This window comes from Paeniglutamicibacter sp. ZC-3 (assembly GCF_025847175.2).
Lineage (GTDB): Bacteria > Actinomycetota > Actinomycetes > Actinomycetales > Micrococcaceae > Paeniglutamicibacter > Paeniglutamicibacter sulfureus.
On the sequence record NZ_JAOYTG010000006.1, the window covers coordinates 142,767 to 157,364 of the forward strand.

Annotated in this window: 9 protein-coding genes; 1 reads left to right on the forward strand and 8 read right to left on the reverse strand. The window is 59.7% G+C overall.

Annotation, left to right across the window (positions count from 1 at the left end):
* Positions 1–53 precede the first annotated feature (53 nt).
* Positions 54–3,638, reverse strand: a complete 3,585-nt coding sequence (gene smc / locus OIU93_RS09095) for a chromosome segregation protein SMC (RefSeq protein WP_264269766.1) — start codon at positions 3,636–3,638, stop codon at positions 54–56.
* Positions 3,639–3,774: 136 nt separating this feature from the next.
* Here smc and OIU93_RS09100 point away from each other — a divergent pair, with 136 nt between their 5' ends.
* Complete coding sequence (locus OIU93_RS09100; RefSeq protein ID WP_264269767.1) at positions 3,775–4,593, forward strand: serine hydrolase; 819 nt, start codon at positions 3,775–3,777, stop codon at positions 4,591–4,593.
* Between the two features lie 107 nt (positions 4,594–4,700).
* On the opposite strand, the gene OIU93_RS09105 is transcribed toward OIU93_RS09100, so the two are convergent.
* The 7 genes from OIU93_RS09105 to OIU93_RS09135 all read right to left on the reverse strand — a co-directional run bounded on the left by OIU93_RS09105 (position 4,701) and on the right by OIU93_RS09135 (position 14,490).
* On the reverse strand, positions 4,701–6,275 hold the full coding sequence (locus OIU93_RS09105) for a glycosyltransferase family 2 protein (RefSeq protein ID WP_264269768.1): 1,575 nt from the start codon (positions 6,273–6,275) through the stop codon (positions 4,701–4,703).
* A gap of 165 nt (positions 6,276–6,440) precedes the next feature.
* Positions 6,441–8,321, reverse strand: coding sequence for a glycosyltransferase (locus tag OIU93_RS09110; protein WP_264269769.1), 1,881 nt, complete (start codon positions 8,319–8,321; stop codon positions 6,441–6,443).
* 159 nt (positions 8,322–8,480) lie between these two features.
* Positions 8,481–9,398, reverse strand: a complete 918-nt coding sequence (gene mutM / locus OIU93_RS09115; protein WP_264269770.1) for a bifunctional DNA-formamidopyrimidine glycosylase/DNA-(apurinic or apyrimidinic site) lyase — start codon at positions 9,396–9,398, stop codon at positions 8,481–8,483.
* Between the two features lie 3 nt (positions 9,399–9,401).
* Entirely contained in the window at positions 9,402–10,103 is a 702-nt protein-coding gene (gene rnc, locus OIU93_RS09120) for a ribonuclease III (RefSeq protein WP_264269771.1), read from the reverse strand.
* Positions 10,104–10,112: 9 nt separating this feature from the next.
* Positions 10,113–10,316, reverse strand: coding sequence for a 50S ribosomal protein L32 (gene rpmF / locus OIU93_RS09125; protein ID WP_007273166.1), 204 nt, complete (start codon positions 10,314–10,316; stop codon positions 10,113–10,115).
* 2 nt (positions 10,317–10,318) lie between these two features.
* On the reverse strand, positions 10,319–10,882 hold the full coding sequence (locus OIU93_RS09130) for a DUF177 domain-containing protein (RefSeq protein WP_217390510.1): 564 nt from the start codon (positions 10,880–10,882) through the stop codon (positions 10,319–10,321).
* A 92-nt stretch (positions 10,883–10,974) separates the two neighbouring features.
* A complete protein-coding gene (locus OIU93_RS09135) occupies positions 10,975–14,490 on the reverse strand; it encodes a CDP-glycerol glycerophosphotransferase family protein (RefSeq protein ID WP_264269772.1) in 3,516 nt (1,171 codons plus the stop codon).
* Positions 14,491–14,598: the final 108 nt, after the last annotated feature.

Sequence of the window (14,598 nt, forward strand, 5' to 3'; positions counted from 1 at the left end):
CGGAAGGGAAGCTCCCCGAACCCCAGGGGGCGACGAGCAGCGGGAACGCTGCCTTAGGCGCTTTGTGCATCCTCGCGTTCGATGCGCTGACTGATCACCATGGAAACGCCGTCTCCACGCATGGTGACGCCGTAGAGCGCGTCTGCCACTTCCATGGTGCGCTTTTGGTGCGTGATCACGATGAGTTGGCTGGATTCGCGCAGCTCCTCGAAGATGGTGATCAGGCGACCCAGGTTGGTGTCGTCCAGCGCGGCTTCCACTTCATCCATGACGTAAAAAGGTGACGGACGAGCCTTGAAGATCGCCACCAACAGTGCGACGGCCGTCAACGACCGCTCGCCACCGGAGAGCAAGGAAAGCCGCTTGATCTTCTTCCCGGCGGGACGGGCTTCGACTTCAATGCCAGTGGTCAGCATGTTCTCCGGATCCGTGAGGACCAAGCGCCCTTCACCCCCGGGGAACAATCTCCCAAAGACCCGCTCGAACTGTGCCGCGGTGTCGTTGTAGGCCTCCGTGAAGGCACGCTCCACGCGCTCGTCGACGTCCTTGATGATATCGAGCAGGTCCTTGCGGCTCTTCCGCAGGTCCTCCAGTTGCGAGGTCAGGAACTTGTGCCTCTCCTCAAGCGCAGCGAACTCTTCCAACGCCAGCGGATTAACCCTGCCCAACGCAGCAAGATCCCGTTCGGCCCTTTTCAGCCTTTTTTCCTGCTCGATCCGGTCAAACGGGATTCCTTCGGGTATGGCGTTGCCCTCGTCATCTACTTCAGCGCGCAAGGCAGCCCATTTGTCGTCCTCGGCAGCGGGCTGCGGAACCGGCAGGTGCGGACCGAAGTTCTCAATGAGGTGCTCGCTGGTCAATCCGAGTTCCTCGATGGACCGGTTTTCCAGCGTCTCGATGCGCATGCGCTGTTCCGCCCGTGCCATCTCGTCGCGGTGGACCGAATTCGTCAGCTCCGCCAACTCATGGCCCAGCTTGTCGACGCGTCCGCGCACGAGGGAAAGTTCGGCTTCCAGTTCCTCGCGCCGGGCCTGGAATTCTTCCCGCTCCCTGTCGGCCAGCTCGATCGATATGTCCATGAACGAAACGACGCGTTCGACCTTGGCCGAGACCTCGCGGGCAGCGGCGGCCTGCCTGCGGCGGATCTCGGCCCGGCGTTGCGCCTCGGCACGTGCCCGGCGTTCGGTTTCCGCCGCGCGTTTCAGGGACTCGACCCGACCGCGCAGCCCGTTGGCACGCTCCTCCGCGCTGCGCAGGGCCAGACGGGCATCCAGTTCCTTTTGCCGCGCTCTTGAGGCGGCAGCCGCCAGTTCATCGCGCTGGTCGGTCTCGGGTTCATCGTCCTGCGGCGACTCCTGGGCCATGTCCAGGCGCTCGATGAGTTCGGCGAGCCTCTCCTGCTCGACTTCCAGCTTTTCCTGGGCAACGGCAATCTGCTGTTCGAGGCGCTCGCGATCGTCCTGGCCCTGCCGGAGCAGGGATCCCAGGTGCTCCATCCGCTGGGCTACGGCAGAGATCCTCGCATCTGAATCGTGCAAACGGCTCAATGCCGTGTCTGCGGCCTCCTCGGCGGCCATGAGCCCGGCGGTGAGGTCAGCTGCCTCCAGGCGCAAGGAGCCAAGGCGTTCCTCAATCAGAGCCAGTTCGGCTTCGGTTTCGGCGATGGCCGCATTCTGTTCTATCAGCGAAGGGGCGGCAGTGGTGCCGCCACTGGCAGAACCCGCAGTGAGAATGTCTCCGGCCAGTGTCACTGCCCGGGTACCTGCATCCTGTGACAACAAATGCTTCGCCTCGGCAAGGTCCGTGGCGACCACCGTGGTTCCCAACAGGTGTGCCAACGTGCCTCGCAATGCTTCGGGTGCACTGATGACGTCCAATACATGCTTCCCCGAAGACGCAGGCGATGTGCCGTGGGCAGAGGCGTCGAGATTTCCACTGACCAGATGGACACGTCCTCCCTCTGATGCGCGCAGCCCGCCCAGGATCTCCAGGGCGTGGTCCAGTTCCTGGACGGCAATGGCTTCGGCAATCGGGCCCAAGGCGGCCGCAACGGCAATCTCATAGCCCGTCTCGACTTCCAGGTGTTCCGACAGCCGACCCAGCAGGCCTTCATGTCCGCCGGCCAGGATGTCTTCCGAGGCATCCTTGCGGACGGCACCTTCGCGCAGTGCCTCAAGCCTTCCGCGCAGGGAACCCAATTGCGTGGCAAGTTCTTGTTCAGTCCGGCGTTGGGTATCCATCTGGGCTACCAGCGCCTCGTGGCGGTCGGCAGCATGTTCGTAGGCCGTATCGAGGTCTTCCTCTCCGTCCTGGACGGATGCCGCCTGTTGCTCGAGGGCGGCAAACTCGTTGACGGTACCCTCGCGACGCGCTGACCAGCCCTGAAGCGAATCGCGCAACCTGCCCAATTCACCTTCTGCCGCTTCGACCTTGCTGCGGGAGGCGCCCACTTGCCCGGCGAGCCGCGCAAGCCCTTCCCTACGGTCCGCTGCCACCCGCAATTCGCTGGTCAGGCGCTGTTGTTCGGCATGTGCTGCTTCCTCGGCCTGCGATTTGGCCTCGAGGGCTTCCTCCAGCAGGTCCTGGCGCATCTCGAGGTTTTCCTCGAGTGCCTCCAGCTCTTCGCGCAGTCGCTCGGCCTGTGCTTCGAGCCGGTCTGGATCACGGCTCGGGTCGACTTCAATGCCGTCGGTTCCGAGCAGGCGGGAGCGTTCCGCTGACAGGGCACCCAGGGACCTGAAGCGTTCCCGCGTGGAGGTCAAGCCAAACCAGAGGTCCCGCGCCTTATTGAGGGCGGGGGTGGCGTGGGCGGCCGCGACTTCAAGCTTGGTGAGCTCAGCCCGGGCTTCTTCGAGCCGGGCCTGGACCACTTGCCGGGCTGCCCGCTGTGACTCTTCGTCGGCGATGTCCTTTTCCAGTGTGCCGCGTAAGGTCACCAGGTCATCGGCCAGGAGCCTGGACTTGGCATCACGCACGTCGAACTGGACGCTCTGGGCGCGACGGGCGATCTTGGCCTGTTTGCCAAGGGGTGTGAGCTGGCGGCGGATCTCGCTGGTGAGGTCTTCGAGCCGGTTCAGGTTGCCCTGCATGGCGTCAAGTTTCCGTACGGTCTTTTCCTTGCGCCGACGGTGCTTGAGCACACCGGCGGCTTCCTCGATGAAGCCCCTGCGGTCCTCGGGCGTGGCATGCAGGATTCGGTCAAGCTGTCCTTGGCCGACGATCACGTGCATTTCCCGTCCCAGGCCGGAGTCCGAGAGGAGTTCCTGGATATCCAGTAGCCTGCAGGAATTGCCGTTGATGGCGTATTCGGAGCCGCCCGCCCTGAACAGGGTCCTGGAAATGGTGACTTCGGCGTATTCAATGGGCAGCGCACCGTCGCTGTTGTCGATCGTCAGGGAGACGTGGGCGCGGCCCAGCGGCGCGCGGCCGGAGGTGCCGGCGAAGATGACATCCTCCATCTTGCCGCCACGCAGGGTCTTGGCGCCCTGCTCCCCCATGACCCAGGCAAGTGCATCGACAACGTTTGACTTGCCCGAACCATTGGGGCCGACCACGGCGGTGACACCCGGTTCGAATTCAAAGGTCGTTGCCGAGGCAAACGACTTGAATCCGCGAACGGTCAGTGTTTTCAAATGCACGTGGGAGCGTCCTGGCTAATTGGTGGCTAAAGTGGTCGGAGGGCTGCCTTCCATACTATCGAGTCAGGTTGGCTCAAGAGCGTAGGTCAAGCCCGGCATACAGGTATTTTCATCAAGAATGCTAGGAGAAGACCCTTTGAAGAGTCTTTCGGCCATTGATTCATGGCCTTCGACACAGGCGGCTTCGGCAGTGGTTGCCGCTGACGGCGCAGTCCTGGGATCACACGGCGATGTTGGGCACCGCTTTGCACTTGCCTCGGTCACCAAGTTGCTCAGTGCCTACGCATTTCTGGTCGCGGTGGAGGAGGGAGCTTTTGAGCTCGACACGCCTGCCGGCCCCGAAGGCTCCACCGTCAAGCATCTCCTGGCCCACAGCTCCGGTTACGATTTTGCCGAACGCAAGGTGCGCTTTGCCCCTGGTGACCGGCGCCTGTATTCGAATGCCGGCTTTGAAGTCTTGGCCGAGACGTTGGAAAAAGCCACCGACATGAGATTCACCGACTACCTTCGCGAAGCCGTCCTGCAACCGCTCGGCATGGACTCCACGTCCCTGGACGGCAGCGCCGCAGCGGACGGCGTCTCGACCCTGGGCGATCTCATGACCTTCGCGGCCGAATTGCAGGACCCGACACTGTTGGACGTGCAAACCCACTCCCAGGCAACCCACGTAGTTTTCCCGGAGCTTCCCGGGATCCTCCCGGGCTACGGACGGCAAAAGAACAACACCTGGGGACTGGGCTTTGAAATCCGGTCGGAGAAGTCCCCGCACTGGACCGGCACGCTGAACTCGCCGGAAACCTACGGACACTTTGGTCAGGCTGGAACGTTCCTTTGGGTCGACCCGGTACTGGGTGCGGCCTGTGTGACTTTGACCGACAAACCCTTTGGCCCATGGGCGGTCGAGGCATGGACGCCGTTCAACGACGAAGTAGTCAGAGAAGTCATGGGCAGCTGAAGGGTCGACAGTCGAACGGCTCCCCCGGCGACTTAACGGGCGGTTTCGTGAATGCGATGAAGCGTATCCACGAAACCGCCAGCTGAGGACTCACCAGTGTTTTCGGTCTATTTCCGGAGGTCCAAGCTCAGGCTGCCGTGGACCGTGGCGTAAACGCGGATGCCCGGCAGTGGCGGCGGGAGGGCGACTCCTGCCGGACAAGTTGTCCGTGCCGGGGCTCCTTCCTGACCGGCGGCATCGCGGGCGACCGTCCAGACATCGATGATCTCTTTCCCAAAAGCCTTCAAGTCGTCAGCGCTGATCGAAACGGTGTGCAGGTTCCTACCGGAATCCACTGCCGACCCATCAACCTCTACGTCGAACGTTTTTTGCTTGGTCCCTGTACGGTTTTTCAGCACCAGGTCGGCACTGCTCAACGGCGCTAGGCTGGAGAGCCGGAAACTAACACCATCGCCACTGGCTCTTGCTTCAACGGTCTCCATCGGACCATTGACGGACTCTCGCTTTTTGACGGTTGCCAAGATCGCGTCGAGGTCTTGCTGGTGGATAAGCGCTGTCAGTTCCCTGTCCGCGTCGTCGAGTTTCTGCTGTGACTCCGCCGGAAGAAAACGATCGATGAAAGCCGCATGGGATACGACCCACTGCTTTTGCACGCGGGGAGCCATCGCGAGGAACCTGGCAGGCTCATAGAACCGCAGTCCCTTTCGCTTGAACAGGTCGAGCACGAGCAAGTCCGCGAGGTCCCTATCCTGGACGCCATCAAGCAAATTCTTCGAAATCTCGGTGAGTGAACGAACGTAGCCTGCGGGTTCGATCGGTGCACTACTGATATTCGTTCCGACTGTCCGGGTCCGAATGAAGTAGTAGTCATAGTCGGCAAGAATTGAAGTCTTGCGAGCCTTGAGATAGCAGGCAGACATGACGATTCCGTCTTCCAAACGAACTTTCTCTTCATGAAACCTGATGTTGTTCTCCAGCAACAGCGACCGTCGAACGAGTTTTTGGGGCGACAGGGAGCGCAAGATTGTGCGTAGGGGTACGTCTTCGACGGTCTTCGTGAACAGCGAAGCCTGCACTCGTCGCCCACCTACACCAATCATTTTGGGAACGACAACATCCGAGGAATGTGCCCGGGCAAAGTCCACCATTCGACGCAATGCTTCCGGTCCAAGGTGGTCATCCGCATCGCAGAAAAAGACGAATTCGGATCGACTGGCCTCGATGCCCACGTTTCGTGGCTTGCCTGGCCAGCCGCTGTTCTCCTGGTGTATTACTCGGAAGTTCGCATTCCTGGCTGCATACACGTCAAGAATCTCGCCGCTGAAGTCGGTGGATCCATCGTCCACGGCGATCACGTCAAAGTCGGTTGAAGCCAAGTCTTGCGCTTCGAGGGAGTTCAGGAGTTCCGTCAGATACGGCATCGCGTTGTAAACCGGGATGATGACCGACACCGAGCGCGGGGAGGACGCGCCGTTATCGAAATCCCCTGGCTTCTGGGCAGCAGAAAATGACATAGGTGACGAACTCTCCGAAACTGGACCGACTCCCGCCAGCAAACCATCCGTGCTTTTCTTTTTACCTATTCCCAATTTTGACCGCAGTCCCATCGGGACCCCCTTAGTTTTCAATAAGTCCCAAACATTGCCCGCCTCACAGATGAACACTGCAAAGGGAAAGTTCATAGCAAATATATTTTTCGTCTACGTGACGTTACCATCGCGTCAGCACCGATCATTCAAGCCCTGAATTCCGGCCGGTCCAAACAGCCGGGCATCAGGCGGTAACTCGCCGTCCAGACGTCGCTACACAGCGACCAACTGGCTGCCCGAAGGCGGCGAGGACGTCGGCTACACGCGCTTGAGTGACAAGCTGCCATGCTGGGTCCGGTAGATGCGCCACCCAGCTACGGTCGCCGTATCCAGGTCACCAAATTCAACGCGTTTTCGCGCTGCGTTTCCGTTCGTGGTGGCAAAGACGTCCAAGATTGTTCCCGGCGCGCTATCAGCCAGGGGCAATACCCATACTCCAGCCTGGATGGCGGCGGCGGAGACAACTTTGTTTGAATCCCGCGGCACTAGTATCAGCCCCAGATCGTCGGGCATCGCCCCATTTGGGAGGAATTCGAGGTCCCTGGTTCCTGCGGGCCGAACTTGCGAGACGATGGGGCCAATCGTCTTACCCACGATTCGGTTGGGACGGGGATCAGTGTTGAGGATCTCCATCCATCGCGTGACGAAATTTTCCTTGGTGAATCGCATCAAGGTTTTCCTGCACTCCAAGGCCATGTCGTTGCGCTTGCCGGGATTCTTCATCAAAGCGAGCACCTGTTCCGCCATCGCCCGATTTTCGCCGAAAGGCATAAGAAAGCCATTCCGATCATCATCGATGACATCCCGCGGACCGTAATTGGCGTCATAGGCGGCAACCGGCACCCCGTGGGCCATGCTTTCGAGAAGTATCAGGGGGAACCCTTCAGAAGCGGAAGTCAACAGCGTCACGAGCGCCGTGGCATAGATTTCCGATGGATTGTTCGTAAAAGGCATGAATTTGACACTGTCTTTGATGTCCAATTCATCGATTAGCTCCGCCAAGGTGTCTTCCTCGGCATCCTTGTAGCCAAAACCGAAGACCTCAAGGCGAGCCCGGGGTTCCGCGGCAGCAATATGGGCAAAGACCCGCATCGCCTCGTCGAGACGTTTCTTTGGGTGGATCCTGGCGACGAGGACGATACGGTAGGGGTCAATTTCGGTCGCGCGGTTGGATTCCTCAGGCGCAACCTGACCAATGACCTGCATGATTTCTTCATGCCCGAATTCCTCCGCCATGTCCTTTTTCTGGGCGTCCGTCAGCAACACCAGCCGGTCCCACGCATCAAGGTTTCGCCCAGCCCGCGCCCAGTTGGGGCTGGTTCCAGAGCCGGATGCATACGGCGGTTGCAGATGGTTGCTATGGGCAGTCATGATCTTGAGAAGGTTGGCGTGGCGAATCCCCCCGACAATGTCATCCACATTTTCCCTCGGCAAATTCGGGAGATTCTCCCGGAACTCCGAGACAATGGCCGGCGCCGCATCCTTTTCAAGTTTCCGCTCGAAAGCAAATTTGTAGAGTTCTCCCATGGTCGCGAATGAACGCGGGTTTTCACCATGGAGGAAGGAGGCGCCCCATTTGGGATCACCGGGTGTCTGCCAAATTGTCAGAAAGCACGTGGAGTCGTGACCGAAGAATCGTTGAACGGTGGGAGTGTGACTGCCCTGCTGGTACGTCAGGCGGCGTGCAAGGCAACCGAGCTCGTCCATCTCGTCACGCCGAAATCGGAACCTGGCCTCGTCAAAGTACTCGACAACTTCTATCCGGCCACCCGTGTCAAAACGCACGTATTTTTCGTAGATGCCGTCGCGGAAATACCTGTATTCCCGACCCGACCTGCCCGTGGGGAACACGGTGATGCCGGGCCCCTCATCGAGGATGTAGGGGGTGCGTTTATCCGATGTGGACGCGTCCAATGTATACAGGATGCTGTAAGCGGTCACTGCAGGATGCAAATGCCCTTCACGTTTGAGATCCTCGACATCCAACTGGAGCCGGGGTTGTCCTGCCAAAACCGCAATCCTGACTTCCGGAATTGTTCCTTGGGCAGAGAGGGCGTTGGCGCGTTCACGAACCGCCTTGACGAGGCCTCCACGTTTGAGCGCAAGGGTGTTTACCAAGAAGTGCGGCGTACGAGTCATGTGATCAATCCTACCCAACGCCAACTGAGCATTCTCCTAGTCAGCCGGGTCCGCCAGTGGGACTCGTGTGTAGCCAGTGCGAACGCGGTCGCAGCCTCTCGCGGATCCAGACCAAGCAGGGGGAAATCTGGAATGGCATCCACGGGGTTAAAGGGGGTTTCAGCGGGGCTTACGCTGGCACCTGGGACAACTGTAGGAGGAGCGTCCCATGAAGGGATCACGCCTGATCACCGACAGCACGCCCTCTTCGGCACAACGCTGGCAGTCCCGGCCTTCGCGGCCATAGGCGTTCAGTGACCTGTCAAAGTAGCCGGAAGCGCCGTTGACATTGACATAAAGCGCATCGAAACTCGTTCCGCCGGCATCCAGCGCACGACCCATGACGTCCACGAGTGCCGTGTGGAGGCGTACGACGTCGGGACGGCGGATCGTGGCGGTGGAGCGCAGACCGTGCAGCTTGGCGGTCCAAAGTGCTTCGTCCGCGTAGATGTTCCCGACACCGGAAATGACCTGCTGGTCGAGGATTGCACGCTTGATTTGCGTATTCTTCTTGCGCAGGGCTTGGTAGAGGGCCTCGGGGGTCGAAGCGGGATCAAGGACATCTCGGGCTATGTGGGCCGCGGCCTCTGGAATCCACGGCGCCTCGGAACCTTGGCCTCCGGGAAATTGGTCACCGGTGGGCACAAGGGGCGAGAGAAACATGCCGCCAAAGATTCTTTGGTCAATGAACCGCAGTTGGTTTGGCTTGTTGGCCTCTGGCGACAGTTCAAGGCGCACCTTCAGGTGCTTCTCATCCGGCGCGGCGGGCTCCTCCACCAACAGCTGTCCGCTCATGCCCAGGTGGGCCACCAACGCGCTGGGCCTTGGCAATCCGTCGAGCAGCAGCCACAGGAATTTTCCGCGACGCACGGCCGCGCCAATGCTGGTTCTGGTTAGGCTCGCGGTGAAATCAGCAGGCCCTCCGAGATGTCGGCGAACGGATCGTGGATCTACGACCTGGACCGATTCGACGGTCCGGCCAACGACCCAGTCCTCCAGACCTCGCCGAACAACCTCGACTTCCGGAAGTTCAGGCATTGCTTAGTTGGCCTTGGCCGAGTCGTTCTGCGGAGCGACCAATTTCCAGGTCACTGCCGCTGATTCCTGCTCGGCTTCCTTCTTGGAAGGACCGGTTCCCTGTCCGTACGGAGTGCCGCCAATATGGAGCACGGCGATGTAGGTACGTGCGTGGTCGGGGCCGGAGCCGGTGACACGGTACTCGATGGCACCGAGCTTCTTGGCTGCGGCGATTTCCTGGATAGCGGTTTTCCAGTCGGTCCCGGCGCCCAGCACGTCCACGTCCTGCAACAACGGCAGGATCAGACGCATGACCATTTGCCTGGCCACTTCAATCCCGTGGTTCAGGAAGGTCGCACCGATGAGGGATTCCATTGTGTCGGCAAGAATGGATGACTTGTCCTTGCCATTGGTCAGGATTTCACCTTGACCCAAAAGAATGAATTCCCCTACGCCAAGGGAACGGGCGATGCCGGCCAGGGCACGGGTACTGACAACGGCGGAACGTCGCTTGGCCAGGTCGCCTTCGGGCAGGTCCGGGTAATTCTTGTAGAGGTGGTCGGTGACGGCATAGCCGAGCACGGAGTCTCCCAGGAATTCCAGACGTTCATTGGTGGGGATGCCACCATGCTCGTAGGCGTAGGAACGGTGTGTGAGGGCAAGACGAAGCGTCTCGGGGTCAATAGTGACCCCGAGACGCTTCAAAAGCTCTTCTGTTGAAGGCATCAGACAGACTTACGCGTCTGCGACCTTGCGACCCTTGTATTCAAGGAACAGCTCGGTGCCTGCGGAATCCGTAACAACCTTTGCCTGGTGCGGCAGGCTGTAGGTGACGCGGCCATTTTCCATGGTCTTCACCAGGGTAGGCGCGGTTGCCTTCCACTGGGCGCGACGGGCGCGAGTGTTTGAGCGGGACATCTTCCTCTTCGGGACAGCCACGGCTACTTCTCTTCTCTCTCGACTGAATGTGTACTCTGTGTCGCGTCCTCTGCGACGATGTCGGTCAGCCCGGCAAGCGCTGCCCAACGAGGATCCAAGACCTCATGGTGATGCTCAGGATCCTCATTCAGGCTTTTTCCACATTCGGAGCAAAGCCCTGCACAGTCTTCCCGGCATACCGGTTGGAACGGCAGTGCGGTCACCACTGCATTCCGGAGCACCGGTTCGAGATCAATACGATCATCTACAACCTGGTACTGGTCGAGCTCCTCTTCTTCGGTGAACTCGTGTAAGCCCTCGTAGTAGAAAAGTTCTTGAATGTCGGCATCGAAGTCGTACGCCATGGCTTCCAAGCACCGTCCGCATTCACCGCTGATTTCAACAGTGGCGGTTCCGGAGACCAGAATGCCCTCGTGCACGGCTTCGAATCGCAGATCCAGATCAACTTCCGATCCTTCACGGACTCCGATGAGTGCCACACCGATTTCAGCTGGTGCGGCGACCACCTCATCAAGGGTCGTCATGTTTCCGGGGCTTCGCCCAAGATCCTTGGTTAAGAAAACCAGGGGCGAACTGCGATCGATGTCGTGTGACGACGAACGATCTGAACGCTTTTCGCTAATGATGACTCCTGTAGAACATAGACCGACATTACATCCTAGCGCGGTTTGCGACGGGAGCCAAAACCATTGAGGAACGCGCGTTGCGTCACAGGCTGGCCCGTGCCGAATATTTCATCGACAACCCTGCCGGCAGATTCTCCGTCGTCATGGGGAGCAAACCTGAAGATGAATTCGTCGCTGGGACCGGTCTGCCCCAGTTCTCCGTCCAGTGCACTCCCGAGTGCCGCCCACAGCTGGTCCTCATCGGTGACGATCGGCCCCGGGAGTTCCTTTTCGTAGTCCATGTAGAAGCCGCGCAGGTTGTCGCGGTAATTCTCAAGGTCGTACGCGAAGAAGAGGATTGGCCTGCGCAGGAGGGCGAAATCAAAGAAGACCGAGGAGTAGTCGGTTATCAGGACATCGCTGGCAAGGTAAAGGTCCTGGATCTCGGGGTAGGCCGAAGCGTTGATGACCCTCCCCCGGAGCTCCTCGGGAATCCGCAGCCCTGAACTGACCAAGACGTGCATGCGCAGCAGCAGCACAGTGTCTTCCCCAAACCGCTCGTTGAACGCCTCGAGGTCGAAAGGAAGCTCAAAGGTAAACCGGCCCTTGCCGTTGCTGGCATCATCCCTGAACGTTGGCGCGTAAAGGACGACCTTGTGGCCTTCGGGGATGCCCAGGGTGGCCTTGATCTCTTGCGCCCTCACGGTTGACTCGGGCCGCAGCAAGGGGTCGTTTCGCGGGTAGCCAAGTTCCAGGATCGGTCCCTTGTAGGCGAAGGCACTTCTCATCGCCTCCGTTGCGTATGGACTTGGCGACAGAAGGTGGGTCCACTGGCCAATGGCACGGGTCACACGGTCCAGATATCCTTCATCTCGGCCGTGGATGTCTTCAATGTCATTGAGCATGCGCTTCAACGGTGTTCCGTGCCAGGTCTGGAGGTAGACGCCATTTTTGCGCCGGGTCATGTAGAACGGCAGGTTCTGGTTCACCACCCAGAACTTCGCGCGCGCTAAATACCAGAAGTAGGCCGGCGAAAGCCGCTTGACGGCGGTGGTGTTCGGGTCTGTGAACTTGTGCGGACCATCGTAGATCCATACCTTCTTGCGTGAATCCCCGCGCCGCAGCAATTCCTCATAGATGTAACGCGGCGAATCCGCATACTGTTTCCCGAGGCCGGATTCGAAAACGACCAACTCCCGGTCCATGGGCAGACGACTCGCAACTGCCTGCATGCGCTTCATGAGCGGGAAGTAGCGGCCACTGTGGCGGAACCGATTCAGGGCACGTTCCGGCAACTCATTCTGACCCAACTTTTTAAGGTCGATCTTGGGCTGGCGCATGTCCCGGATTGCCTGGAAGACGCGTGACGAGTGTGAGCGGTCGCGAGCCACGATGAACCTGGAGGCACGGTCGCGGTACGTGGATTCAATTTTCATGCCTCGCTTCACCGTCGCATCGAGTGAAGCGATCAATGATTCGCGGGTAAAGGCTATTCGTCCTGGCAGTTCGCGGTCCAGGTCGAGATGGGAGCCAGGTTTTCCCAGGAAGCGATCACGGTCGAACTGGAAATAGTGGACGGGTTTGTCCAAGAAGCTGAAGTCAAAGCCGACGCTTGAATAATCGGTGATCATGGCAGCGCTCTGCTTCATCAGGAATTGGACGTCAACCTCGCCCTGTCCGACGACCCGCACCGGTACACCGGCAAAGTACGAACGGAGATGCTGCATGTTTGGGTGCAGGCAAAAAATCAGATCCAGTTGGTTGTCGCCAACCAGCTTGGCCAGCGCCGGATCATGAAGGAAGTCGTTCCATTGCTGGAAGTAGTCGGAGTCGACAAATCCTTCGTCGTTTTGGAGCCAGTCGCGCCAGGTTGGAATGATGAGGACTTGCCGTGGTTCCACCGGAACATCGTCGTCAAACAAGGCGTCGAATCGGGGCAGGCCTGTCACAACCACTTCGCCGGGATCGTAGCCGAAGTCCTTGACGATATAGGACTTTTCACGGTCGGATGAAACGCAGAAGAGGTCCGTCTCAAATCCAGCGGATTTCTTCCCGTAGTTCGGGACCATCCACTTGGTTCCCATGACGCCGTGCTGGAGGAAGACCTTCCCGGCACGGGACTTGGCAAGGAATGCCGGATGTCTGGTCGGATAGAGGTAATCGGGGTGATGCGAGCCGATGATCCTTTCGGCAGCAAGCGCCAACTCGAAGTGCTCCTTCGACTGGTACCCGACAACGTTCCCGAGTGGACGCACGTTCTCGTATTCCGGTGACGCAAGATCCACGACGTAATAGGCGTCGACCTCGGGATGGTTTTGACGGACGTACCGGAAGAAGTGGAAGCCATTGTCCTGGGCCTTGTACGGCAGTTCCCCAATCAGCCAGATTGGTTTCCGGCCACGTCTTCCCAGACGGTGTTTGGAGGGATTGAAGTCCCTGAGGGCCTTGAAGGAATCCTCGTCGACAACCTCAAGCAGCAGGGACGTGGCCTTGCGCTTGAAGGTGTAGTAGGGATTAATGATCAACGTCTTGCCGTTGCGGGTAATGTCTCCCGCCCGCGTGGTGGCCCGAATGGCGTACGGGGTCCTGGCCACGCGCACTCGCTTCGACTCCGCAACACCTTCGAATTCGACGTCGAGGTAGAGGTCGAAATTGTCCGTGGTCGCGATTTCGTCCCAGTCGACGCCCCAAAAATCGATTTCGGCATCCCAGGCGTATCGGCCGAATCCATAGCGCTGACGGGTCTGTTCCTGCAGCAGCTTCAGATCCACCTTGCCGCTGAATTCCTGGCCGCTTCGTCGCCCGAGGACCAGGAGGCGTGCGGAAGCCAGCCGTGAACTCTTGCTATAGGCAATCCCGGAGAGCCGCAGGTTGCCCGCAACAACCGAAATTGCGTCGGTACGCAGCGTGAGGCTGTGTTGGATCTCGCGGTTCAGTGCAATGGCCAGCTCGCCGCGCTTGTTGATGTAGGGGCGTGCGAACCCGGCGGCCGATTCATGATCCGCGAGTGCTTCCAGGTCCGTACGTCCGGCTCGCCCGACGACGCGATGGAAACGAAGCGGAGCCCCAACGTCGACAGAGCCCGATGCCACCGCATCATTGAGCTCGGCGCGAGTCAGCGTCCCTTCGGTGGCAGCGAGCTCGATGGCGGCAACTCCTAGCGGGAGTTCGCCAACTTCACCCGCATATTCCATACAGACACGCACGGTGCCCTCCAGCGCGTCTGTCGCGTCGTCGGATCCCCCCACGACGGCCGGCGCAACCGCGTTCCACTGCTCGCCCAGCAGGGCGAGGTCGATGACACCGGTCGAAGCATGGGCGTCGGCATCGAGCTGGTCCACGGAGTCAAGCGCGATGCTTGCGATGACGTTCTTTCCATGCAGGACGCTCAATGCCAACGGCGCGTGGCCTGTCACTGCACGGATCCGTAGGAATCGTCCGTCTTGGCCGACGTGGAGGGAGGCCGCTCCCGTGAGCGTCCGGGTCTTCCTGTTGGCATCCCTGCGGTGCAGTCTTTTGCCGTACAGGTCCTGGACCATGCCCGCCACGTTCGTGGGTTTTTGCTTCACAAAGCAACCTTTCAATCAGGAAAATTCTCTGGGGTGGGAGCTCGCGCTGGTCTCCGACCGGCGATTTGTCAGCGGCGGCCAAGAACCGGCAGTGCGCCCTGTGCGTCA